The sequence below is a fragment of the Nocardioides faecalis genome, from assembly GCF_018388425.1.
Lineage (GTDB): Bacteria > Actinomycetota > Actinomycetes > Propionibacteriales > Nocardioidaceae > Nocardioides > Nocardioides faecalis.
In genome coordinates this window covers 3,818,774-3,838,972 of sequence record NZ_CP074406.1, presented here as the reverse complement: position 1 = coordinate 3,838,972, position 20,199 = coordinate 3,818,774, and the positions used below count along the sequence as shown (strand labels likewise).

Sequence of the window (20,199 nt, the reverse complement as noted above, 5' to 3'; positions counted from 1 at the left end):
GCCCTGATGGCCGTGGCGCGGTCGCCGAGGCGGTCGCGCCTCGCCGTTCGCCGTACCCTGTGGTCCGTGGTTGACGGAAAGCGCAAGTCGCCGAGCGCGTCGCGCAGCAAGAACGGGGCCGGTGCGGCCGGTGCGAAGCAGGGCTGGTGGGCACGCCGGCGCGACCGGGAGCCGCGCACGCTCAAGCAGCGGCTCAAGCGTGCGGCGCTGTGGACCGTGGTCGCCACGGTCGCGCTGGGGCTGGTCGGCCTGACCGGGCTGGTCATCGCCTACCGCACGATCGACATCCCGGACCCGAACGAGGAGTTCCTCACCGAGACCACCCGCGTCTACTACGCCGGTGGCAAGGCCGAGCTCGGTCAGTTCGCGGTCCAGAAGCGCGACTCGATCGACTACGAAGAGATGCCGCAGTTCGTGAAGGACGCGGTGGTCGCCTCGGAGAACCAGACCTTCTGGACCGACTCCGGCCTCGACCCCAAGGGCATCCTGCGAGCGGCCTTCTCCAACGCGCAGGGCAACAGCAAGCAGGGTGCCTCGACGATCACCCAGCAGTACGTCAAGATCCTCTACCTCACCCAGGACCGCACCTGGAGCCGCAAGGCCAAGGAGGCGCTGCTGTCGCTGAAGATCAAGAACCAGCTGTCCAAGAAGCAGATCCTGGAGGGCTACCTCAACACGATCTACTTCGGCCGGGGCGCCTACGGCATCCAGGCCGCCGCGCAGGCCTACTTCAACCGTGACGCTGCCGACCTCAACCTGCGCCAGTCGGTCGTCCTGGCGGCGGTGCTGAACAACCCCGCCCGCTTCGACCCGGCGAACGGCGAAGACGCCCGCGCCCGCCTCGAGGCCCGCTACGAGCGGATCCTCTCCGCGATGCTCGACATGGGCACCATCGAGCCCGAGCAGGCGGCGGAGGCGGCAGAGCAGCTGCCGAAGTTCCCCAAGATCAAGCAGGGCAACACCTACGCCGGCCAGAAGGGCCACGCGCTCACCATGGTCCGCAAGGAGCTCGCGCGCCTCGGTTTCAGCGAGCAGCAGATCAACGGCGGCGGGCTGAAGGTCACCACCACCTTCACGAAGAAGGCGATGGACGCCGCGGCCGAGGGGGTCAAGCAGGTCCGGCCCGAGGGCTTCAGCCCCAAGCAGCTGCACGTCGCGGTGGCCTCCGTCGAGCCCGGCACCGGCGCCGTGCGCGGCTTCTACGGCGGCCAGGACTACCTCGACTCCCAGATCAACTGGGCGGTCGCCGGCGGCCAGGCCGGCTCCACGTTCAAGCCGTTCGCGCTGGCGGCCGGCATCGAGTCGGGTTTCGAGCTGCGCGACACCTTCGACGGGAACTCGCCGTACGACCTGCCGGGCGGCGGGCGACCGATCGAGAACCAGGGTGACCGCTCCTACGGCCGGGTCAACCTGCTCAAGGCCACCGAGGACTCGATCAACACCGCCTTCATCGACCTGACCCTGGCGATGCCCGACGGGCCGGAGAAGATCGTCGCGACGGCCAACCGCATGGGCATCCCGCCGGCCAAGCCGGCCGCGCGACCCTTCGGCTTCCCCACGTCCAGCCCCGGCCTGGAGCCCAACACCGGTGTCTCGCTGGGCTCGCAGACCGTCAGCCCGATCAACATGGCCAACGGCTACGCCACGCTCGCCAACCGGGGCGTGGCCACCGATCCGTTCATCATCGAGAAGGTCGTCGACGCCGACGGCGTCGTCCGCTACGACCACAAGGTCAAGGACCGCCGCGCCATCCGCGAGGGCGTCGCCGACGACGTGGGCTTCGCGCTGCAGCAGGTCGTCAAGGTCGGCTCCGGCACCGCGGCCCGCGGCCTCAACCGCCCCGCTGCCGGCAAGACCGGCACCGCGACCAACGGCAAGGGCGAGGTCTCCTCGGCCTGGTTCGTCGGCTACACCCCGCAGCTGTCCACCGCGGTGATGTACGTGCGCGGCAAGGGCAACGAGCAGCTCAAGGACTGGCTGCCGTCGTACTTCGGTGGCCGCTACCCGGCCGAGACCTGGACCGCGGTCATGGAGCGCGCGCTCGAGGGCACCGAGGTCGAGTCCCTGCCGCCCGCGGCGAACGTGAAGGGCGAGGCGCCCAACGACGGCCACGAGCCGGCGCCGCCGAAGCCGAGCCCCACGCCCAAGGAGAAGAAGACCAAGAAGCCGAAGAAGGAGCGGAAGACCGAGGAGCCGCGCCCCTCGACGCCGCCGTCCACGCCGCCGTCGAACCCCAACCCGACACCGACGCTGCCGACCGACCTGCCGACGATCACCCCGCCGCCGGACGACCCGAGCACCCCGGGGACGAGCCCGTCCGCGCCTCGCGGCACGCCCGAGCCCGGACGCGGCCGGCAGGACCCACCGCGCGGCGGCGCGTAGCCGCCGATGGCGCAGCGCGAGGCCGGAGCGGCCGACCACGTCCATGCCACGCTCGACGACCCCGTCGTCGGCGCGCTGAGCGAGTCCGTGGGCGGCCCGGTGGGGGAGCACGCCGGCCGGGCCCGGTGGTGGACGCCGGTGCGGGTGCTGCTGCTGCTCACCGCGGTGACCTTCGTGCTGGGCATGGTGCAGAAGGCACCCTGCTCGGTGGTCGAGGGCAAGGACCAGAACTGGGTGTACTCGCACATGTGCTACACCGACCTGCGTCCGCTCTACGTGCCCCGCGGCCTCGCCGAGGCGGCCTGGCCGTACTCGGGTGAGGAGGAGACCCGCGGTCGCTACGAGGTCATGGAGTACCCCGCCGGCATCGCCTACTGGGCGTGGGGAACGGCCGTCCTCACCCAGTGGCTCACCGGGTCCCCCGACCTGTCGGCACGCGGCGACCTACCCGTCTCCGAGCTGTACGGCGACCCTGACGTCGACCGCGAGCAGACCGTCTTCCTGCTGGTCAACGCGGTCGGCTTCGCCGCGCTCGCGCTGCTCTCGGTGTGGCTGCTGGCCCGGACCCATCCCCGGCGGCCCTGGGACGCGGCCGCCTTCGCGCTGTCCCCGGCGCTGCTGCTGACCGGCCTGATCAACTGGGACCTGCTCGCCGTCGTCCTCGTCGCCGCCGCGTTGTGGGCCTGGTCGCGGGACCGGCCGCTGCTCACCGGCGTGCTCATCGGGCTGGGCACCGCCGTGAAGCTCTACCCGCTCTTCCTGCTGGGCGGGCTGCTGGTGATCTGCCTGCGCCGGCGCCACGAGCGCGGCCAGATGCTCGCGTTCGCCACCGCGGCCGCAGCGGCCCTGGTCGCGTGGCTGATCGCCAACGGCCCCGGCTACCTGACCGGTGCCGCGCAGTGGAAGGTGTTCTGGAGCTTCAACGCCGACCGGGCCGCCGACCTCGGGTCGCTGTGGATGCTGATCGACCAGGCCGGCAACGTCGGGTTCAGCGCGGAGACCATCAACACCTGGTCGTGGATCCTCTTCGGCGCCTGGTGCGCCGTGGTGCTGGCGCTCGGGCTGACCGCCGGCCGGCACGGCGCCCCCGGCTCCGCGACCGACGTGGTGCCGCGCCTGGCGCAGCTGGGCTACCTGATCGTCGTCGGCTTCCTGATCGTCAACAAGGTCTACTCGCCGCAGTACGTGCTGTGGCTGCTGCCGCTGGCCGTCCTGGCCCGGCCGCGCTGGCGCGACCAGCTCGTGTGGCAGGCCGGTGAGGTCTTCTACTTCTGCACCGTGTGGTGGTACCTCGGGGGCTACCTCGCCCCGGCCGGCGGCGGTGACGCCGGGTTCTACTGGGTCGGCATCGCCGTGCGCGTGGCCTGCGAGCTCTACCTGGCCGCGGTGATCGTGCGCGACATGTACGCACCCGCCCACGACCCGGTGCGCGAGCCGGTACCGGACGTCGAGGCGAGTCCGCTCAGTCGCTGAAGACGACCCGGTCGAACGCGGTGGTGGTGAACCGCACCCGCACGTCGACGTCCTCGCCGACCTCGGGCACCCGGCTGCCGGCGGGCAGGAAGAGCATCGAGGCCTGCATGTGCGGCGGCTCCGCGAAGAGCCGTTGCTTGCCGTCGATGGCGTACGGCGAGCGCACGAACCCGACCGCGTCGAGACCACCCTTGGCCAGGGTGGTGGCGCGCGCCTTGATCGACTGCTCGCCGGTCGGCGCCTCCAGGCCGATGCCGTGGGCGGTGCCGCCGCTGACCACCAGCACGTGGCCGGACTTCGGGGCCGTGCGGCCGCGGTAGCCGAAGGCGTCACCCCGCTCCACGGGGTGCACGTCCAGCACGGTCGCGGTGACCCGCAGCGCGCCGCGGTCGCCGAGCCACAGCCCGGTGCCGCTGCGCGGGCGGAAGGTGAAGTCGCCGTACTGGCTGCGCAGGGTGTCCAGCTCCTCGCGGCTGAGGTGGCTGACCCACACCGCGGGCGGGTGGTGGCCGGCGATGTCGGCGGCCACGTAGTCGTTGACCAGCCGGGACACCTCGCCCAGGTGGTTGCCCTGGCCCAGCGGCAGGTGCAGGGCCAGCCCCTCCACGCGGGCACCGGGGTGGCGGCGCAGCACGTCGCCGGCCTCCCACAGCTCGCGGGCGCTCATGCCGTGGCGGCGCATCGAGGTCATCCGCTCGAGCACGACGCGGGCGCGCGGGTCGGCGTCCAGCAGCAGGCGCAGGTCCTCGGCCCGGCTGACGGTGTGCACCAGCCGGCGGGCCACCTCGGGCTCGGGGAGCGGCACCCACGGCCGCCACGGGGTGAGCACCAGCAGGTCGCCGGACCAGCGCTGGGCGACGTCGGGCAGCTCGAGGTAGGTGCCCACCGCGAGCGTGCGCACGTCGTGGCCACGCTCGGCCAGCCACTGTGCCCGGCGCGCCAGGCGGGCGTTGGTGAACCCGTAGCCGTTGCCCTTCGCGACCGGCACCAGGCCCGGGGTCGCCTCGGCGACCGACTCCAGGTGGGCCCGCCAGCGTGGCCCGTCGACCCTCAACGTCAGGCTCATCGCGGACCCCACCCCCTCGTGGTCGACCTGTTCGGCACCATCATCCTCGCCTCGCGAGGTAGAGCTGGAAGGCGCGGTAGAGGGGACGGTTGATCGGCAGGTCCCACTCGCCGGCGTACTCCACGGCCTCGCCGCCGGTGCCGACCTTGAACTGGATCAGGCCGACGTGGCTGTCGTCGGCGTCCAGGGTCTCGGTGATGCCGCGCAGGTCGTAGACCGCGGCGCCGGCGGCGATCGCGTCGCGGATCATCGCCCACTGCACGGCGTTGGAGCCACGGACCTCCCGCTTCTCGGTGGAGGAGGCGCCGTAGGAGTACCAGGAGTGCTCACCGACGCGGATCGAGATGGTGGAGGCGACCAGGTCGCCGTCGTGGCGGGCCAGCCAGAGCCGGAACCGGTCCGGCTCGTCACTGTCCTCCAGCAGCGCGTCGTGCATCGTCTCGAAGTAGCGCAGCGGCCGCGGCGTGAAGTGGTCGCGCTGTGCGGTGTGCACGTAGAGCTCGTGGAAGGCCGGCAGGTCCTCCCGCGTGCCCACGGTGACCTCGACGCCCTCCTTGGCGGCGCGCTTGATGTTGCGGCGCCACAGCTGGTTCATCCCCTTGAGCACCTCGTCCTCGGTGCGGGGCGTGCCGTCGGCGTTGCGCAGCGGGACCTGGAAGACGAACTGCGGCTGTCCGGCGGCGAACCCGCCCACGACGCCCTGGTACCGCCAGCCGAGCTCGTGCAGCTGGGCGACGGTGCGGGCGCCCTTGACGGAGCGGTCCACGGGAGGCACCTGGCTGAGCAGGTGGACCTCGGGGTCGGCGATGCCCTCCTTGATCTGCGCGGTGGACCAGCGCCGGGTGACGACCGGCGGCCCGATCCGTACGGCGAACGCCCCCTGCTTGCGCAGGTGGGCCACCATCGGGTCCAGCCACCCGGCCAGGTCGTCACCGGTCCAGTCGATGATCGGGCCCTCGGGCAGGTAGGCCAGGTAGCGCTTCAGCCTGGGCAGCTTGCGGTAGAGCACGAGGCCGACGCCCACCAGGTCGCCGGCGTCGTCGAACCAACCGAGCGACTCGCTGCGCCACTCGCTCTTCACCTTCCCCCAGCCGGGGGTCTGCAAGAAGCTCGCGGAGGGAAGCGTGGCGAGGTGCTCGCGGTGCTCGGTCGGGCTGATCGGGCGCACGCTGGGCATGGGTCGAGGCTATCGGTCGCCCGGCTCGGATCGGCTGTGGGCGGGTACCGGGCACCCATGACCGCACCCCGAGGACTCGCTTACTGGATTCGGACGATCGACCGGCTGCTCGATGAGCAGGTCGCCGACGCGGTGGAGGCGGCCGGTCTGGACCGGGCCGCCTGGCCGGTGCTGGCGCGCCTGCAGCTCGGCAGTGTCCGCGCCGAGGAGGCCGGCACCCTGCTCGGCCCGCTCACCGGCGGGGACGTCCGTGGTGTCCTCGACCGTCTCGTCTCCGACGGGTTGACCGAGGTGCGTGCCGACGAGTACCGGCTCACCCCGGCCGGCGAGGAGCGCGTCGCCGCGCTGCAGGACGGACCCGTGCGCGCGGTGAGCGACCGCGCCACCGGTGACCTCGACCCCGCGGAGGCCGAGCGGGTCTCCGGGGTGCTGGAGCAGGTGGCGCGCAACCTGGGCTGGCTCGCGCCCGCCTGAGCGGCCCTGCGCCCCTGCGCCGTCCTGCGCCGTCCTGCGCCGTCCTGCGCCGTGCTGCGCTGCCTCCGCGGTGTCAGGCCGTCGGGACCGGGACCTGGTCGAGCACCGCGTCGAGCACGTCGAAGGCGTCGGCGAGCAGCGCGTCGGAGATGTCCAGCGGCGGCAGGAACCGCAGGACGTTGCTCCAGGTGCCGCAGCTGAGCAGGATGACGCCCTGGGCGTGCGCGGCGGCGGCGACCTGCTTGGTCAGCGCGGCGTCCGGGGCGCGCGTGGTCGGGTCGACCAGCTCCACGGCGATCATCGCGCCGCGTCCACGGATGTCGCCGAGGCGGGGGTCCCGGGCCTGGCGTGCGCGCAGCCGGTCCAGCATCTGCGCCCCCACCGCCTGGGCTCGCGCGACCAGGCCGTCGGCCTCGATCGTCTCGATGACGGCCAGCGCCGCGGCGCACGCGACCGGGTTGCCGCCGTACGTGCCGCCCAGGCCGCTGGCGTGCGGGGCGTTCATGATCTCCGCGCGCCCGGTGACCGCGGCCAGCGGCAGGCCGCCGGCGATGCCCTTCGCGGTGGCCACCAGGTCCGGTACGACGCCCTCGTGCTCGCACGCGAACATCGCCCCGGTGCGGGCGAACCCGGTCTGCACCTCGTCGGCGACGAACACCACCCCGTTCGCCGTGCACCACTCGGCCAGCGCGGGCAGGAAGCCGGGGGCGGGCACCACGAACCCGCCCTCGCCCTGGATCGGCTCGATCACCACGGCGGCGAGGTTCGCGGCGCCGACCTGTTGGTTGAGCACGTCGATCGCCCGCGCCGCGGCGGCGGGGCCGTCCAGCCCGTCGCGGAACGGGTAGGACATCGGCGCCCGGTAGATCTCGGCGGCGAACGGCCCGAAGCCCTGCTTGTAGGGCATCGACTTGGCAGTCATCGCCATCGTCAGGTTGGTCCGGCCGTGGTAGGCGTGGTCGAAGACCGCCACCGCCTGCCGGCGGGTGTGCGAGCGGGCGATCTTGACCGCGTTCTCCACCGCCTCCGCGCCGGAGTTGAACAGCGCGCTGCGCTTGTCGTGGTCCCCGGGGGTCAGCCGCGCCAGCGCCTCGCAGAGGGCCACGTAGCCCTCGTACGGCGTGACCATGAAGCAGGTGTGCGTGAACGCGGACGCCTGCTGCGCCACCGCCGCCGCGACCCGGGGGTGGGCGTTGCCGACCGTGGTCACCGCGATCCCGGAGCCGAGGTCGATGAGCGCGTTGCCGTCCACGTCGAGCAGCACGCCGCCCCCGGCGCGCACCGCGTAGACCGGCAGCATCGTGCCCACGCCGCTGCTCACCGCCGCGTCCTTGCGCTCGTACAGCGCCAGCGAGCGTGGACCGGGCACGGCGGTGACCAGTCGCCGCTGGCGGGGCAGGGCAGGTTCGACGGCAGTCTCCTCGGACTCACTCATGACGCTCTCCTTCCCTCGGCTTTGCCAATGGTCCTCAGACGGTGCGGATCAGCTTCTTGTTCACGAACTCCTCCATGCCGTAGCGCCCCAGCTCGCGACCGAACCCGGAGCGCTTCACCCCGCCGAAGGGCAGCTCGGCGGCGTCCAGCCCGACCCCGTTGACGAAGACCATCCCGGCGTCGATCCGGTCGGCCACCCGGCGGGCCTGCTCGGCATCGGGGGTGAAGACGTAGGAGCCCAGGCCGTACGGCGTGTCGTTGGCGAGCCGCACCGCGTCGTCCTCGTCGGCGGCGCGGAACACCATCGCCACCGGGCCGAACAGCTCCTGGCGGTAGACCGGGTTGTCCGGGGTGACCCCGGTCAGCACCCCGGACGGATGGAAGGCACCCTCCCTGGGGCCGGCGCTGGCCAGCTGCGCACCGCCGGCCACGGCCGCCTCGACCTGCTCGCCCAGCCGCGTCGCGGCGGTCGTGGAGGACAGGGGAGCGCCGGGACTGGCCGCGAGCAGGGCGGAGGTGAACCGGGCCACGAAGTCGTCGTACAGCTCGTCGACGACGATGAACCGCTTGCCGGCGTTGCAGGCCTGGCCGGTGTTCTCCATCCGCGCCGCGACCGCGGCCTCGACGGTGGCGTCGAGGTCGTCGCTGCCCAGCACCAGGAACGGGTCGGAGCCGCCCAGCTCGAGCACCACCTTCTTGAGGTTGCGCCCGGCGATCTCGGCCACGGCCGCGCCGGCGCGCTCGGAGCCGGTCAGCGAGACCCCCTGCACGCGGGGGTCGGCGATGACGTCGGCGACCTGGTCGTTGCTGGCGTAGACGTTGACGTAGGCGCCCTCGGGGAAGCCGGCGTCGGCGAAGATCGCGGCCAGCAGCGCCGCCGAGCGTGGGCACTGCGGGGCGTGCTTGAGCACGATCGTGTTGCCCACCGCCAGGTTGGGCGCGGCGAACCGGGCCACCTGGTAGGCGGGGAAGTTCCACGGCATGATCCCGAGCAGCACGCCGAGGGGCGCCCGGCGGATCAGCGCGGTGCCCTCGCCCTCGCTGAGCTCGATCGGCTCGTCGGCGAGGAACCGCTCGGCGTTGTCGGCGTAGTAGGCGTGGATGGAGGCGGAGAAGTCCACCTCGCCCTCGGCGTCGTCCAGCGGCTTGCCCATCTCCTCCACCATCGTGGCCGCCAGCTCCGCGCGGCGCTCCAGGTGCAGCTCGGCGACCCGGCGCAGGCACGCGGCCCGCTCGGCCACCGACGAGGTCCGGCCCCAGCGCGCGTAGGCCTCGGCGGCGGCGTCGACCGCGGCGCGGACCTCGGCGTCGGTGGCGGTCGGCACGGTGGTGACGACCTCGTCCGTGGCGGGGTTGCGGACGGCGTACTGGGTCATGGCGGGCTCCTGGACGGGTGGGCGGGGACGGGTGGACGGGGGACGGGGCGGGCTCAGCGGACGGCGTCGAGGTCGGAGGACAGGCGTTGCGCCAGCCAGACGGGCACGATGGAGAACACGATCAGCACCACCGCGACCACGTTGACCACGGGCGCCTGGTTGGGCCGGAACATGTTGTTGAGGATCCAGATCGGCAGCGTGGTGGCGCCGCCGCCGGCGGTGAAGGTGGTCACGATGATCTCGTCGAAGCTGAGCGCGAAGGCGAGCATCCCGCCGGCCAGCAGCGCCGAGCGCAGCTGCGGCAGCGTGATCAGCCGGAAGGTGGTCCCCACGCCGGCGCCGAGGTCGGCTGAGGCCTCCTCCAGGCTGGTGCCCAGCCGGCGCAGCCGGGCCTGGACGTTGTTGAACACGGTCACGATGCAGAAGGTCGCGTGCGCCACCACGATCGTCCACAGCGACAGGTCCACGCCCATGATCGCGCGGAAGCCGTTGTTGAGCGCGATGCCGGTGACCACCCCGGGCAGCGCGATCGGCAGGATCACCAGCAGGTTGACGGTGTGCTTGCCGAAGAACGAGTAGCGCTGCAGGGCCAACGCCAGCAGCGTGCCCAGCACGAGCGCGATGCAGGTGGCGACCGCCGCCACCTGCAGGCTGGTCAACAGCGCCTCGCGGGCACCGCTGCTGTCCGCGGCCCGGCGCCACCACTCCAGGGTGAGCCCGGACGGCGGCCAGGTCATCGACTGGTTGGCGTTGACCGAGTTGGCGACCACCACCAGCAGCGGCAGGTAGACGAGGGCGAGCACACCGAAGGTCAGCGCGGCGAGCAGGCGGCGGGCGGGGGCGCTGAGGTTCATCAGAGGTTCTCCAGGGCGCCCGTACGACGGATCGCGGTGAGCAGCACGATCATCACCACGATCGGGATCATCGCGATGGCCGCGGCGAGCGGCAGGTTGTTGGCCGCGCCGGCGTTGAGGAAGACCAGGTTGCCGAGCATCTGGCTGGTGCCGCCGACGATGTTGACGGTGATGTAGTCACCCATCGTCAGCGAGAAGCTGAAGATGGCGCCGGCGACGATGCCCGGCACCAGCAGGGGCAGCACGATCGTGCGGATGACCATCCCGGCCGGGGCGCCGAGGTCGCCGGCGGCCTCCAGCAGGGAGTCGGGGACCCGGTCGAGGGCGGCGAAGATCGGCAGGATCACGTAGGGCAGCCAGATGTAGGACTGCGCGATGACGACGGCGCCCAGTCCGTAGCCGGGGTTGGCGATCCCCGACCACTCCAGCAGGCCGCCCTCGGAGAGGACCACCCGCCAGGCGAAGACCTTGACCAGGTAGCTGGCCCACAGCGGGGTGAGCACCGCGACCACCAGGATCCGGCGCATCCGCGGGCTCGCGACCTTGGCCATGTAGAAGGCGATCGGCAGCGCGATCGTCACGTCGATCACGGTCACGGCGAGCGCGACGCCGACGGTGCGCAGCGTGACGTTGCGGTAGACCTCGTTCTCGACGAGAGTGCGGAAGTTCTCCAGGGTCCAGGTGCGGTCGATCTCGCTGGTCAGGCTGTTCACTGACCACAACGCGGTGATGAGCAGCGCCGTCAGCGCGACGACGTAGACCAGCACCATCCAGGCCAGTGGCGCCGACAGCAGCAGCACCAGGCGCAGCCACACCCACCGGTGCAGCAGCCGCGACGCCGGCCGGGCCACCGGCCCCCGTACCTCGGCGGGGGCCGGCGCCCGGGTGGGCGCGGTGCTCGGAGCGCTCATCCCTCAGCCCTTGATCTCCGTCCAGGCCTGGGTCCACGCGGCGTAGTCGGTGCACTCGACGTCGGTGCGCCCGTCCAGGCACTCCTTCACCGGGGTGCGCCAGAACCACAGCCGCTCGGCGTAGGCCTCGTCACCGGCGTGGAAGGTCTCGCAGTGCTTCGGGTCGGTCGTCTTGTCACAGGCCTGCGGGCTGTTCGGCGCCTCACCGAAGTACTCGGTGGCCTGGGCGTTGGCCTCCGGGCTCAGGATGTAGTCCATCCAGGCGTAGGCGCAGTTCGGGCTCTTCGCCTGCGAGGACAGCATCCAGGTGTCGTTCCAGGCGGTGGCGCCCTCGTCGGGCAGGACGACCTCGACGTCGGGGTTCTTGACGTTGTTCTTGATCACCTGCCAGGTGGTGCCGACCACCGAGTCACCGGTCTCGAAGGCCTGGATCTCCTTGAGGTAGTCCGACCAGTACTCCCCGACGTACGCACGCTGGGTCTTGAGCAGGTCGACCGCGGCGTCGAGCTGCTCCTGGTCGAGCGCGTAGGGGTTCTCGATGCCCAGGTCGGGCTGCGTCTTCATCAGGTACAGCGCGGCGTCGGCGATGTAGATCGGCGAGTCGTAGGCGGTCACCTTGCCCTTGTTCGGCTTCAGCTGCTCCTCCTCGAACACCGCGCCCCACGACGTCGGCGCCTTGTCGAAGCGCTTCTTGTCGAACATCAGCAGGTTGGCGCCGTAGCCGTGCGGGACGCCGTAGTTCTTGCCGTCGACGGTGTTCCACTCGGTGTCCTTGAGGAAGTCGTAGACGTTGGCGTAGTTGGGCACCAGGTCGGTGTTGATCTCCTGGGCCTCGTCGGAGGCGATCAGGCGCAGCGACAGGTCGCCGGAGGCCGCGATGACGTCGTACTCCCCGGACTTGGCCAGGTTGAGCGCCTCGTCGGAGGTGCCGTAGACCTTGCTCGTCACCTGGCAGCCGGTCTCCTCCTCGAACGGGGTCACCCAGTCGACCTTCGGGTCGTTGCTGCCGTCCTCGACGTAGCCCGGCCACGCCAGGATCGACACCTCGCCCTCGGGGTCGCCGAGCTTCTCGACGGCCTCGGTCTCCTTGTCGTCGTCCTCGCCACAGCCGGCCAGGGCGGAGACCGCGACCAGGGTCAGGCAGGCCAGGGCCACTCGGCCGCGCCGGAAGGTGGTTGTCATGGAGATCTCCGTGTTCTCTTCGAGGGTGGTGAGGGACCTGCGGGTCGGTGCGGGCGCTGGCTAGGACTCGCCGTCGGTGTTCAGCCGTACGACGTCGGCGCGGGCGAAACGGACGGTGACGTGCTCGCCGCGGTGGTCGGCCTCGTCGAGGGAGCCGGTGGCCTGCTCGAGGGCGACGAGGTCGAGGCCGTCGTCGGTGCGCAGGTGCACCCGGTTGCCGGTGCCCAGGTAGATCCGCTCGACGACCACCGCGGGCAGCCGGACCTCGTCGGGTCGTGCTGGCGCGTGGTCTGCGGGGGTGAGGCGGAGGCGCTCGGGGCGCAGCGCGTGCTCGGCGCGCACGCCGAGGAGACGCTCGGAGGTGTCGGCGTCGAGCAGGTTCGTGGTGCCGACGAAGCCCGCGACGTAGGCGGAGGTGGGCTGCTCGTAGATCTCCTGCGGGGTGCCCAGCTGGCGCACCCGGCCGGTGTCGAAGACGGCGATCCGGTCGCTCAGCGTCAGCGCCTCCTCCTGGTCGTGGGTGACGAAGACGAAGGTGATGCCCAGGTCGCGCTGCAGCTGCTTGAGCTCGACCTGCATCTGCTCGCGCAGCTTGAGGTCGAGCGCGCCGAGCGGCTCGTCGAGCAGCAGCACCCGGGGGCGCAGCACGATCGCCCGGGCCAGCGCGACCCGCTGCCGCTGCCCACCGGAGAGCTGGTGCGGCCGGCGGGTGCCGAAGCCGCCCAGGCGCACGGTCTCCAGCGCCTCCTGTGCGCGGGCGCGGCGCTCGGTGCGGCCCGTGCCGCGCACCCGCAGCCCGTAGGCGACGTTGTCGAGCACGCTCATGTGCGGGAAGAGCGCGTAGTCCTGGAAGACGGTGTGCACGTCGCGCTCGAACGGCGCGGCGGCGGTGACGTCGGTGCCGCCGAGCTCGACCGTGCCGGCGGTCGCCGTCTCGAACCCCGCGATCAGCCGCAGCACGGTGGTCTTGCCCGAGCCCGAGGGGCCGAGCATCGAGAAGAACTCGCCGTCGGCGATGTCGAGGTCGATGCCGTCGACCGCGGCCACCTCCGCGAAGTGCTTGACCAGCCCGCGCAGCCGGATCGCGGGGACCACGCCCCCCGTGTCGGCGCCGGCCCGCGGAGCCTCCGTGCGTCCCGCCCGGGGCTCGGTGGCGGGGCTCGATGCCGCGGGCGTGGATTGGGTCACACCTGAAAACTATGGTTCCATATGTTATATGTCCAGGGTCGCTTCGGTAACGTTTCTGTGACCGCCGACGACGCCGTCCGGCCGGCCGCGACGAGGGCCACCGCGGCTGCCACAGCTCCTGCTCCTGGCACACGAGGCGCCCCCGCCGGCCCCCCGGCACGCCCCGCCCGCCGCAGCGCCCGGCACGGCACCCGCACCCGCAGCGCGATCTTCGCGCCGCTGGAGGAGGTCGGCCGCGCCACGCAGGTCGAGCAGCGCCTCGCCGACGCCATCCGCTCCGGGGTGCTGCGCGACGGCGAGCGGCTGCCGAGCGAGGCCGAGCTGGCCGCGATGCTCGGCGTCGCCACGGTCACCGCCCGCGAGGCCCTGGTCGCGCTGCGCTCGGCGGGCCTGATCGCCACCGTGCGGGGCCGCAACGGCGGCAGCTACGTCACCCGGGTGGGCGTGCACGACGTGGCGGCGCAGACCGCGCGGCTGCGGAGCATGTCGCTGGTGGAGCTGCACGACCGCGGCACCCTGCACATGGTGCTGCTCACCGGCTGCGCCGAGGTCGCCGCCGAGCGGGCCGACGCCGGGGACGTCGACGTGCTGGAGTCGCTGCTGCCCGCCCCCGGTGACGACGACCCCGGCCACTGGCGCCACGCCGACGCCGAGCTCTACCTCTCCTTGGCCGCGCTGAGCCAGTCGGCGCGGATGACCCGCCAGGTGGTCGCGCTCGAGGCCGACTTCGGTGCGCTGTTGCGCCAGCCGCTGGGCACGGCGGCTTTCCAGGAGTTCACCCGCGCCTGCCACACCGAGCTGTTCGCCGCGCTGCGGGCCCACGACGGCGACGCGGCCCGCGGCGCCGTACGACGCCAGCTGGGTGGGGCGCTCGACGCCCTCGCCCTGCTGCACGCCGCGAACCCGGACGCCCCCTGAGACCTCGCCCGGCACCTGGCGCGACAGGACTCCTTGACAGCGGGTCCGTGCGGCCGTTTCGGTAGCAGGAGGACCCCGGGGTCACCGGGGCGCGGAAGGAGTCGTCCATGGGGTCGACGCTGGTCGAGGAGAGCGGACCGGTCCGGGCCGCGGCTCGGGCGTGCGCCCGGGAGATCGAGGACTACTTCTCCCGGGTGGTCGCCGAGCTCGACGTCCTGGCCGAGCGTCTCGTCGACGTCTGCGCCGGCGTCGGCACCGGCGCCACGGGGGAGCGCCCCACGGCGGCCGACATCGTCGCCGTGGCCGGACCGCCCACCCGCGCGATGCTGCACCGGCTGCCCCTCTTCGGCGGCGGCTTCGTCGCCGCCCCCGGGTTCCTCGCCGACCAGCACCTCTACCTGGCCTGGTGGCAGGGCGAGGAGCAGCAGCTGCTGGCGCAGTCGACGGTCTCCGGCTCCGGCGACCCGCTCGACTACAGCCGGCTGGAGTGGTTCCACCGGCCGATCGCCACCGGGCGGGTGCACGTGACGGGGCCCTACGTGGACTACGTGTGCAGCGACGAGTCCATGCTGACCACGACCACGCCGGTGCTGGTGGCCGGCGCCGCGGTCGGGGTGGTGGGCGCCGACACGCTGCTCGACACGTTCGAGTCGCTGATGCTGCCGGCGGTGCGCGCCGCCGGTGCCACCGTGGTCAACCAGGCGAACCGGGTCGTGCTCTCCGCCGACCCCCGGGTGCCTCCGGGGCGGTTGGTGGCCGGCCCCGCCCAAGCCGGCGAGCAGCCTGGCGTCGTACCGTGTCGCGGGCTGCCGCTGACGGTGCTGACTGGCTGAACTGGGCTGGTCGCAGGCTGGGGCTCAGCCGATCCGTTCGCGCAGCCAGGCGAAGTCCGCCAGGTGTGCCTCGGCGGGGCCGGGGGTCTCGCACACGACCGGCGCACCGGCGTCGCGGACCACCTGGGCGAGCAGCTCGGGGTCGATCTTGCCGGCGCCGAAGTTGGTGTGCCGGTCTGCGCCGGAGTCGAAGGCGTCGCGGCTGTCGTTGGCGTGGACCAGGTCGATGCGGCCGGTGATCGCACGGACGTCGTCCACGATCGTCTCCAGTGCGTTGCCGCCGGCGTGCGCGTGGCAGGTGTCGAGGCAGAAGCCGACCATGTCGGCGCCCTCGGCGGAGGCGATGGCGTCCCACACCCCCTTGATCCGGTCCAGGTAGCGGGTCATCGCGTTGGTGCCGCCGGCGGTGTTCTCGATGAGCAGCGGCACCTTGATGTCGGTGGCCTCGACCGCCTTGCGCCAGTTGTCGAAGCCCTTGGCCGGGTCGTCCTCGTCGCGCACGTGGCCGCCGTGCACGATCAGGCCCTTGGCGCCGATCTCGGCGGCGGCGTCCATGTGCTGCTGCAGCAGCTTGCGGCTGGGGATGCGCTGACGGTTGTTCGTGGTCGCGACGTTGATCAGGTACGGCGCGTGCACGTAGAGCGCCACGCCCGCCGCCTCCGCGTCGGCACGCAGCGCCTCGGCGCCGCCCTCGTAGGCCACGACGGGGCCCTTGAACGACTGCGGGTTGCCGAGGAAGAACTGCACGAGCGGCGCTTGCCGGGCCGCGGCCTCGCCGATCGGATCGGTCTGGTCGACGTGGGCTCCGATGTGCAGCTGGGTCATGGCGCCATCGTAGGAGCGGGGCGCGACACGCGTGCTTGGTGCCTGGGTTGGCTGACGCGGCTTCCGGCGACGGCTAGCGTCAGCGCCCGTGAGCACCCTCCACGTGGCCCTCGGCGGCCAGAACTTCACCTTCGAGGCACCCCGCGTGGTCACCATCGGGCGCGATCCCGGCTCCGACATCGTGCTGCGCGGGCCGTCGGTCTCGCGTCGTCACGGCGAGCTGCGCTCCGACGGCTCCGGCTGGGTGTTCGTCGACGTCGGCTCCTCCTCCGGCACCTGGCAGGGGCCGGTGCGGGTCAGCGAGGTCCGGCTCAGCGGTCGCACCGCGCTCCGCTTCGGCTCCACCGACGGTGAGGAGCTGGTGCTCACCCCGGCCGCTGCGGCGCCCCGTCCGGCCGTCCCGGTGCCCGGTGGGTTCCCGCCGCCCGGGCTGGCGCAGACCGTGCTGCCCGGCGCCGGACCGGTCGGCGGCGGTCCCGCCCCGGGCCCCGGGCTGCTGGTGCGCACGCCGACCGGGCCCCGGCGCTTCCCGCCCGGCTCGGTGGTCCGCATCGGCCGCGACCCCGCCGGTGAGGTCGTCGTGGACGACCCGTCGGTCTCCCGGCTGCACGGTGTCATCGAGGGGCGCCCCAACGGCTGGTGGTACGTCGACCGCTCGACCGCCGGCACCTACGTGGACGAGGACAAGATCGTCACGCGGAAGGTGGAGGAGCCGACGACCTTCATGCTCGGCCACCCGACCGCGGGCGTGGAGCTCGAGGTCGTGCCGGTGGTCGCGGCCGGCGCGGCGCAGAAGTCGCTCGCCCGGACGAAGCGCCGCCGGACGGCGACATCGTTCGTGGTGGCGCTCGGCCTGATCGTCGCCGCGGCCGGCCTGGCGGTCGGGCTGGTCGCCTTCAACGGAGGTGACGATGACAAGGGCACGGGCCCGACGGTCGGCGAGGGCCTGACCGACGCCGAGCTCGACCGCGCCAAGCTGGCCAGCGTGCTCGTCGTCGCGGTCGATCCGAGCGGGCAGCCGCTCTACACCGGCTCGGGCACGATCATCAGCTCCGACGGGTTGATCCTGACCAACGCGCACGTGGGCAAGCCGAGCGCCCCGGGCCAGTACCCGCCCGCGCAGGACCCGGCGGGTCTGCTCATCGCGCTGACCTCGGAGAAGGACGACTCGCCGGCCGCGGCGTCGTACAGCGCGGAGGCGATCGTCGCCGACGGCGTCCTGGACCTCGCGGTCCTCAAGATCACCGGTGACGCCCAGGGCGACCCGATCGAGGACGGCGACCTCGACCTGCCGCAGCCGATCGAGCTCGCCGACAGCGACGAGCTGCGCACCGGCGACGAGATCACCGCGCTCGGCTTCCCCGCGGTCGCCCACGTCGCCTCCGACGACGGCCTGGACCGGGCTCTGACCGTCACCCGCGGCGTGGTGTCGACCTTCCTCAAGGAGGCGGCCGTCGAGTCGTCGCGCGCCTGGATCGACTCCGACATCCGGATCGGGTCCGGGAACTCCGGTGGCGCCTCGATCGACGAGGACGGCCGGCTCGTGGGCATCAACACCGCCGTGGTCACCGAGGCGACCGTGGGCCAGAGCGGCGAGGGCGGCGCGTTCACCGGCGGCTCGGCGCGGATCCGGCCCGCCAACCTGGCCGCGAAGATCATCGACATCGCCAAGGACGGCGGCGACCCCGACTACGTCTCGCCGTACTACGAGGAGATGCCCGACCCGCCCGCCGACCCGATGGGCACCGCCTCCGCCGGCGGCGCCGGGTGGAGCGTCGACGGCGTCTCCGACTGCGCCACCCCCAGCACCCTGCAGAACCCGCAGCGCCTCTCCGGCGTCAGCCTGCCCGGCACCGTCTTCGCCCACTTCCGGGTCATCGGACTGTCCGACGGCACGGAGTTCACCGTCGAGGTGTACTCGCCCGAGGACGAGCTGATCGGCTCCCTGGAGGGTCGGTGGACCCTCGGCGACGACGAGGTCTGCGCCGTCGTCGGCATCGACCTGCCCGCCGGCCTCACCGGCGCCAACGCCGTCCTCGTCGTCGGCGAGAGCCAGGTGCCGAACCCGGTGGTGTTCGAGTAGGGGAGCAACGGCCGGGCACTGCTCCGCTGCCTCCGTCGGGGATTCGGTCGCCCGCGCGCCGCGCTGTTAACCTCTCCTGTCCGGTGCCGACAGGCGCCGTACGACGGTCCGACCGCACGATGCGGAAGGGCCTGCAGAGCCCTCCTGCCGTGGAAAGTCCGCGGCCGCTGAGTCCAGAGGAGGTGGAGACCGCTTTGCGCAACTACGAAGTCGTGGTCATCCTCGACCCGAGCCTCGACGAGCGGACGGTCCAGCCGTCGCTCGACAAGTACCTGAACGTCGTCCGCAATGACGGCGGCACCGTCGACAACGTCGACGTGTGGGGCAAGCGACGCCTGGCGTACGAGATCAAGAAGAACGCCGAAGGCATCTACGCCATCATCAAGCTGACCGCAGAGCCGGCGACCGTCGACGAGTTCGACCGCCAGCTGGGCCTCAACGAGGCCATCCTGCGCACGAAGGTCCTGCGACCCACCGTCTGAGGATCCCCGGATCCGTGCCTGTGGACAGCCGATGGTTTCCGTCGGCACTCCACGTCACGATGGGGGCCATCGACCCGGCATGAGCCGGATCGGCCCTCAGCACCCACCTTCACCAGGAGACCACCATGGCTGGCGACACCGTCATCACCGTTATCGGCAACCTGACCGACGACCCGGAGCTGCGTTTCACTCCGTCCGGTGCCGCGGTCGCCAACTTCACGGTGGCCTCGACCCCGCGGCAGTTCGACCGCCAGACCAATGAGTGGAAGGACCAGGAGACCCTGTTCCTGCGCTGCTCGATCTGGCGCCAGGCGGCCGAGAACGTCGCGGAGTCCCTGCAGAAGGGCATGCGCGTCATCGTCCAGGGCCGACTCGTGTCGCGTTCGTACGAGGACCGTGAGGGCCAGAAGCGCACCGTCCACGAGCTGCAGGTCGACGAGGTCGGCCCCTCGCTCACCTGGGCGACCGCCAAGGTCACCCGCGCGTCCCGCTCCGGCGGCGGCGGTGGGTACGGCGGCGGCCAGGCTGGCGGCGGCCAGGCTGGCGGCGGCCAGGGCGGCGGCGGGTACGGCGGCCAGGGTGGCGGCGGAAGCCGTCCCTCCGGTGGCGGCGACCCGTGGGGCGGCGGCTCGTCCGCGGGCGGCGGATCCAACAGTGGGGGCGGGGCGCCGGCTGGCGACCCGTGGGCCGCGCCGGGAGTCTCCGGCAGCGACGAACCCCCGTTCTGAACAACTCACATCCATTCCGGCCCCGCCGCCTCCAGGCGCGTGCGGCCGGGCTCTGAGGAGGAGCACCACAATGGCGAAGGCAGTCGTCCGCAAGCCTAAGAAGAAGGTTTGCCAGTTCTGCAAGGAGAAGGCGACCGGTGTCGACTACAAGGACACCGGCCTGCTGAAGAAGTTCATCTCCGACCGCGGCAAGATCCGCGCCCGTCGGGTGACCGGCAACTGCGTCCAGCACCAGCGGGACGTCGCGATCGCGGTGAAGAACGCCCGCGAGATCGCGCTGCTGCCCTACACCTCCAGCGGCCGCTGAACGCGTCGGTAGAGAAGGAGAACTGAGCTCATGAAGATCATCCTCACCCAGGAGGTCGACAACCTCGGCGCTGCTGGCGACGTGGTGGAGGTCAAGAACGGCTACGGCCGCAACTACCTCATCCCCCGCGGCTTCGCGATCCGGTGGACCCGGGGCGCGCAGGCGCAGGCCGACTCCATCAAGAAGGCCCGCGCCTCCCGCGCGGTCCGCGACGAGGCGCACGCCGCCGACATCAAGTCGAAGCTCGAGAACGGTCCCGTCGACCTCAAGGTCAAGGCGGGCCAGGGCGGCCGCCTGTTCGGCTCGGTCACCTCGGCGGACATCGCCGCGGCGCTCGGCGAGGCCGCCGGCGAGGCCATCGACAAGCGGACCATCGTCCTCGGCAACCCGATCAAGTCGCTGGGCAGCCACGCCGTCTCGGTGAAGCTGCACGACGAGGTCTCCGCGGCGGTCGCGCTGAACGTGATCCCCGCCTGAGGCAACTCGACGCCTTCCGCGTGGCCGGT

General features: G+C 72.2%; 19 protein-coding genes. 10 read left to right on the top strand and 9 right to left on the bottom strand.

What is annotated here, in order from left to right; genetic code table 11:
* Positions 1–66 precede the first annotated feature (66 nt).
* Both KG111_RS18000 and KG111_RS17995 read left to right on the top strand, forming a co-directional pair.
* Positions 67–2,382, top strand: a complete 2,316-nt coding sequence (locus KG111_RS18000) for a transglycosylase domain-containing protein (protein ID WP_205291258.1) — start codon at positions 67–69, stop codon at positions 2,380–2,382.
* A 6-nt stretch (positions 2,383–2,388) separates the two neighbouring features.
* Entirely contained in the window at positions 2,389–3,855 is a 1,467-nt protein-coding gene (locus tag KG111_RS17995; RefSeq protein ID WP_205291259.1) for a glycosyltransferase family 87 protein, read from the top strand.
* Here the strand turns inward: KG111_RS17995 and KG111_RS17990 are convergent.
* Together KG111_RS17990 and KG111_RS17985 are read right to left on the bottom strand one after the other, a co-directional pair.
* Complete coding sequence (locus KG111_RS17990) at positions 3,845–4,921, bottom strand: alanine racemase (protein WP_205291260.1); 1,077 nt, start codon at positions 4,919–4,921, stop codon at positions 3,845–3,847. The two genes, KG111_RS17995 and KG111_RS17990, sit on opposite strands and share 11 nt — an antisense overlap.
* Positions 4,922–4,961: 40 nt before the next feature.
* Positions 4,962–6,098, bottom strand: coding sequence for a lipid II:glycine glycyltransferase FemX (locus tag KG111_RS17985; protein WP_205291261.1), 1,137 nt, complete (start codon positions 6,096–6,098; stop codon positions 4,962–4,964).
* 57 nt (positions 6,099–6,155) lie between these two features.
* On the opposite strand from KG111_RS17985, the gene KG111_RS17980 reads away from it, so the two are divergent.
* Positions 6,156–6,572, top strand: coding sequence for a MarR family winged helix-turn-helix transcriptional regulator (locus KG111_RS17980; RefSeq protein WP_205291262.1), 417 nt, complete (start codon positions 6,156–6,158; stop codon positions 6,570–6,572).
* Positions 6,573–6,645: 73 nt separating this feature from the next.
* On the opposite strand, the gene gabT is transcribed toward KG111_RS17980, so the two are convergent.
* Genes gabT through KG111_RS17950 form a run of 6 tightly spaced genes read right to left on the bottom strand, consistent with a single transcriptional unit; the run spans position 6,646 to position 13,517 of the window.
* Positions 6,646–8,007, bottom strand: a complete 1,362-nt coding sequence (gabT, locus tag KG111_RS17975) for a 4-aminobutyrate--2-oxoglutarate transaminase (RefSeq protein ID WP_205291263.1) — start codon at positions 8,005–8,007, stop codon at positions 6,646–6,648.
* 34 nt (positions 8,008–8,041) lie between these two features.
* The gene (locus KG111_RS17970; protein WP_205291264.1) at positions 8,042–9,382 is read right to left on the bottom strand and encodes an NAD-dependent succinate-semialdehyde dehydrogenase; all 1,341 of its coding nucleotides are present in this window, start codon (positions 9,380–9,382) and stop codon (positions 8,042–8,044) included.
* A 53-nt stretch (positions 9,383–9,435) separates the two neighbouring features.
* Positions 9,436–10,236, bottom strand: coding sequence for an ABC transporter permease (locus KG111_RS17965; protein ID WP_205291265.1), 801 nt, complete (start codon positions 10,234–10,236; stop codon positions 9,436–9,438).
* Positions 10,236–11,147 (bottom strand): ABC transporter permease, encoded by a 912-nt coding sequence (locus KG111_RS17960; RefSeq protein WP_205291266.1) that lies wholly within the window; start codon positions 11,145–11,147, stop codon positions 10,236–10,238. The genes KG111_RS17965 and KG111_RS17960 overlap by 1 nt, the downstream gene beginning before the upstream one ends.
* 3 nt (positions 11,148–11,150) lie before the next feature.
* A complete protein-coding gene (locus KG111_RS17955; protein WP_205291267.1) occupies positions 11,151–12,329 on the bottom strand; it encodes an extracellular solute-binding protein in 1,179 nt (392 codons plus the stop codon).
* A 60-nt stretch (positions 12,330–12,389) separates the two neighbouring features.
* Positions 12,390–13,517, bottom strand: coding sequence for an ABC transporter ATP-binding protein (locus KG111_RS17950; RefSeq protein WP_249666218.1), 1,128 nt, complete (start codon positions 13,515–13,517; stop codon positions 12,390–12,392).
* A gap of 57 nt (positions 13,518–13,574) precedes the next feature.
* Between KG111_RS17950 and KG111_RS17945 the strand changes: the two genes are divergently transcribed.
* Both KG111_RS17945 and KG111_RS17940 read left to right on the top strand, forming a co-directional pair.
* The gene (locus KG111_RS17945; protein ID WP_249666217.1) at positions 13,575–14,435 is read left to right on the top strand and encodes a FadR/GntR family transcriptional regulator; all 861 of its coding nucleotides are present in this window, start codon (positions 13,575–13,577) and stop codon (positions 14,433–14,435) included.
* A 107-nt stretch (positions 14,436–14,542) separates the two neighbouring features.
* A complete protein-coding gene (locus tag KG111_RS17940; RefSeq protein ID WP_205291269.1) occupies positions 14,543–15,268 on the top strand; it encodes a cache domain-containing protein in 726 nt (241 codons plus the stop codon).
* Positions 15,269–15,292: 24 nt separating this feature from the next.
* Here the strand turns inward: KG111_RS17940 and KG111_RS17935 are convergent, their stop codons facing one another.
* Positions 15,293–16,093 (bottom strand): deoxyribonuclease IV, encoded by an 801-nt coding sequence (locus KG111_RS17935; RefSeq protein ID WP_205291270.1) that lies wholly within the window; start codon positions 16,091–16,093, stop codon positions 15,293–15,295.
* Between the two features lie 88 nt (positions 16,094–16,181).
* Here KG111_RS17935 and KG111_RS17930 point away from each other — a divergent pair, with 88 nt between their 5' ends.
* The 5 genes from KG111_RS17930 to rplI all read left to right on the top strand — a co-directional run bounded on the left by KG111_RS17930 (position 16,182) and on the right by rplI (position 20,170).
* A complete protein-coding gene (locus KG111_RS17930) occupies positions 16,182–18,176 on the top strand; it encodes an FHA domain-containing protein (protein WP_205291271.1) in 1,995 nt (664 codons plus the stop codon).
* A gap of 194 nt (positions 18,177–18,370) precedes the next feature.
* The gene (gene rpsF, locus KG111_RS17925) at positions 18,371–18,658 is read left to right on the top strand and encodes a 30S ribosomal protein S6 (RefSeq protein ID WP_205291272.1); all 288 of its coding nucleotides are present in this window, start codon (positions 18,371–18,373) and stop codon (positions 18,656–18,658) included.
* 125 nt (positions 18,659–18,783) lie between these two features.
* On the top strand, positions 18,784–19,386 hold the full coding sequence (locus KG111_RS17920) for a single-stranded DNA-binding protein (RefSeq protein WP_205291273.1): 603 nt from the start codon (positions 18,784–18,786) through the stop codon (positions 19,384–19,386).
* Positions 19,387–19,456: 70 nt separating this feature from the next.
* Entirely contained in the window at positions 19,457–19,693 is a 237-nt protein-coding gene (gene rpsR, locus KG111_RS17915) for a 30S ribosomal protein S18 (protein WP_205291274.1), read from the top strand.
* 30 nt (positions 19,694–19,723) lie between these two features.
* Complete coding sequence (gene rplI, locus KG111_RS17910) at positions 19,724–20,170, top strand: 50S ribosomal protein L9 (RefSeq protein WP_205291275.1); 447 nt, start codon at positions 19,724–19,726, stop codon at positions 20,168–20,170.
* Positions 20,171–20,199: the final 29 nt, after the last annotated feature.

Excerpts from the sequence above, each read along its gene's own strand:
- KG111_RS17995 (WP_205291259.1), top strand. The coding sequence starts at position 2,389 with ATGGCGCAGCGCGAGGCCGGAGCGGCCGACCACGTCCATGCCACGCTC.
- KG111_RS17990 (WP_205291260.1), bottom strand. The coding sequence starts at position 4,921 with ATGAGCCTGACGTTGAGGGTCGACGGGCCACGCTGGCGGGCCCACCTG.
- KG111_RS17985 (WP_205291261.1), bottom strand. The coding sequence starts at position 6,098 with ATGCCCAGCGTGCGCCCGATCAGCCCGACCGAGCACCGCGAGCACCTC.
- KG111_RS17980 (WP_205291262.1), top strand. The coding sequence starts at position 6,156 with ATGACCGCACCCCGAGGACTCGCTTACTGGATTCGGACGATCGACCGG.
- gabT (WP_205291263.1), bottom strand. The coding sequence starts at position 8,007 with ATGAGTGAGTCCGAGGAGACTGCCGTCGAACCTGCCCTGCCCCGCCAG.
- KG111_RS17970 (WP_205291264.1), bottom strand. The coding sequence starts at position 9,382 with ATGACCCAGTACGCCGTCCGCAACCCCGCCACGGACGAGGTCGTCACC.
- KG111_RS17965 (WP_205291265.1), bottom strand. The coding sequence starts at position 10,236 with ATGAACCTCAGCGCCCCCGCCCGCCGCCTGCTCGCCGCGCTGACCTTC.
- KG111_RS17960 (WP_205291266.1), bottom strand. The coding sequence starts at position 11,147 with ATGAGCGCTCCGAGCACCGCGCCCACCCGGGCGCCGGCCCCCGCCGAG.
- KG111_RS17955 (WP_205291267.1), bottom strand. The coding sequence starts at position 12,329 with ATGACAACCACCTTCCGGCGCGGCCGAGTGGCCCTGGCCTGCCTGACC.
- KG111_RS17940 (WP_205291269.1), top strand. The coding sequence starts at position 14,543 with ATGGGGTCGACGCTGGTCGAGGAGAGCGGACCGGTCCGGGCCGCGGCT.
- KG111_RS17935 (WP_205291270.1), bottom strand. The coding sequence starts at position 16,093 with ATGACCCAGCTGCACATCGGAGCCCACGTCGACCAGACCGATCCGATC.
- KG111_RS17920 (WP_205291273.1), top strand. The coding sequence starts at position 18,784 with ATGGCTGGCGACACCGTCATCACCGTTATCGGCAACCTGACCGACGAC.
- rpsR (WP_205291274.1), top strand. The coding sequence starts at position 19,457 with ATGGCGAAGGCAGTCGTCCGCAAGCCTAAGAAGAAGGTTTGCCAGTTC.
- rplI (WP_205291275.1), top strand. The coding sequence starts at position 19,724 with ATGAAGATCATCCTCACCCAGGAGGTCGACAACCTCGGCGCTGCTGGC.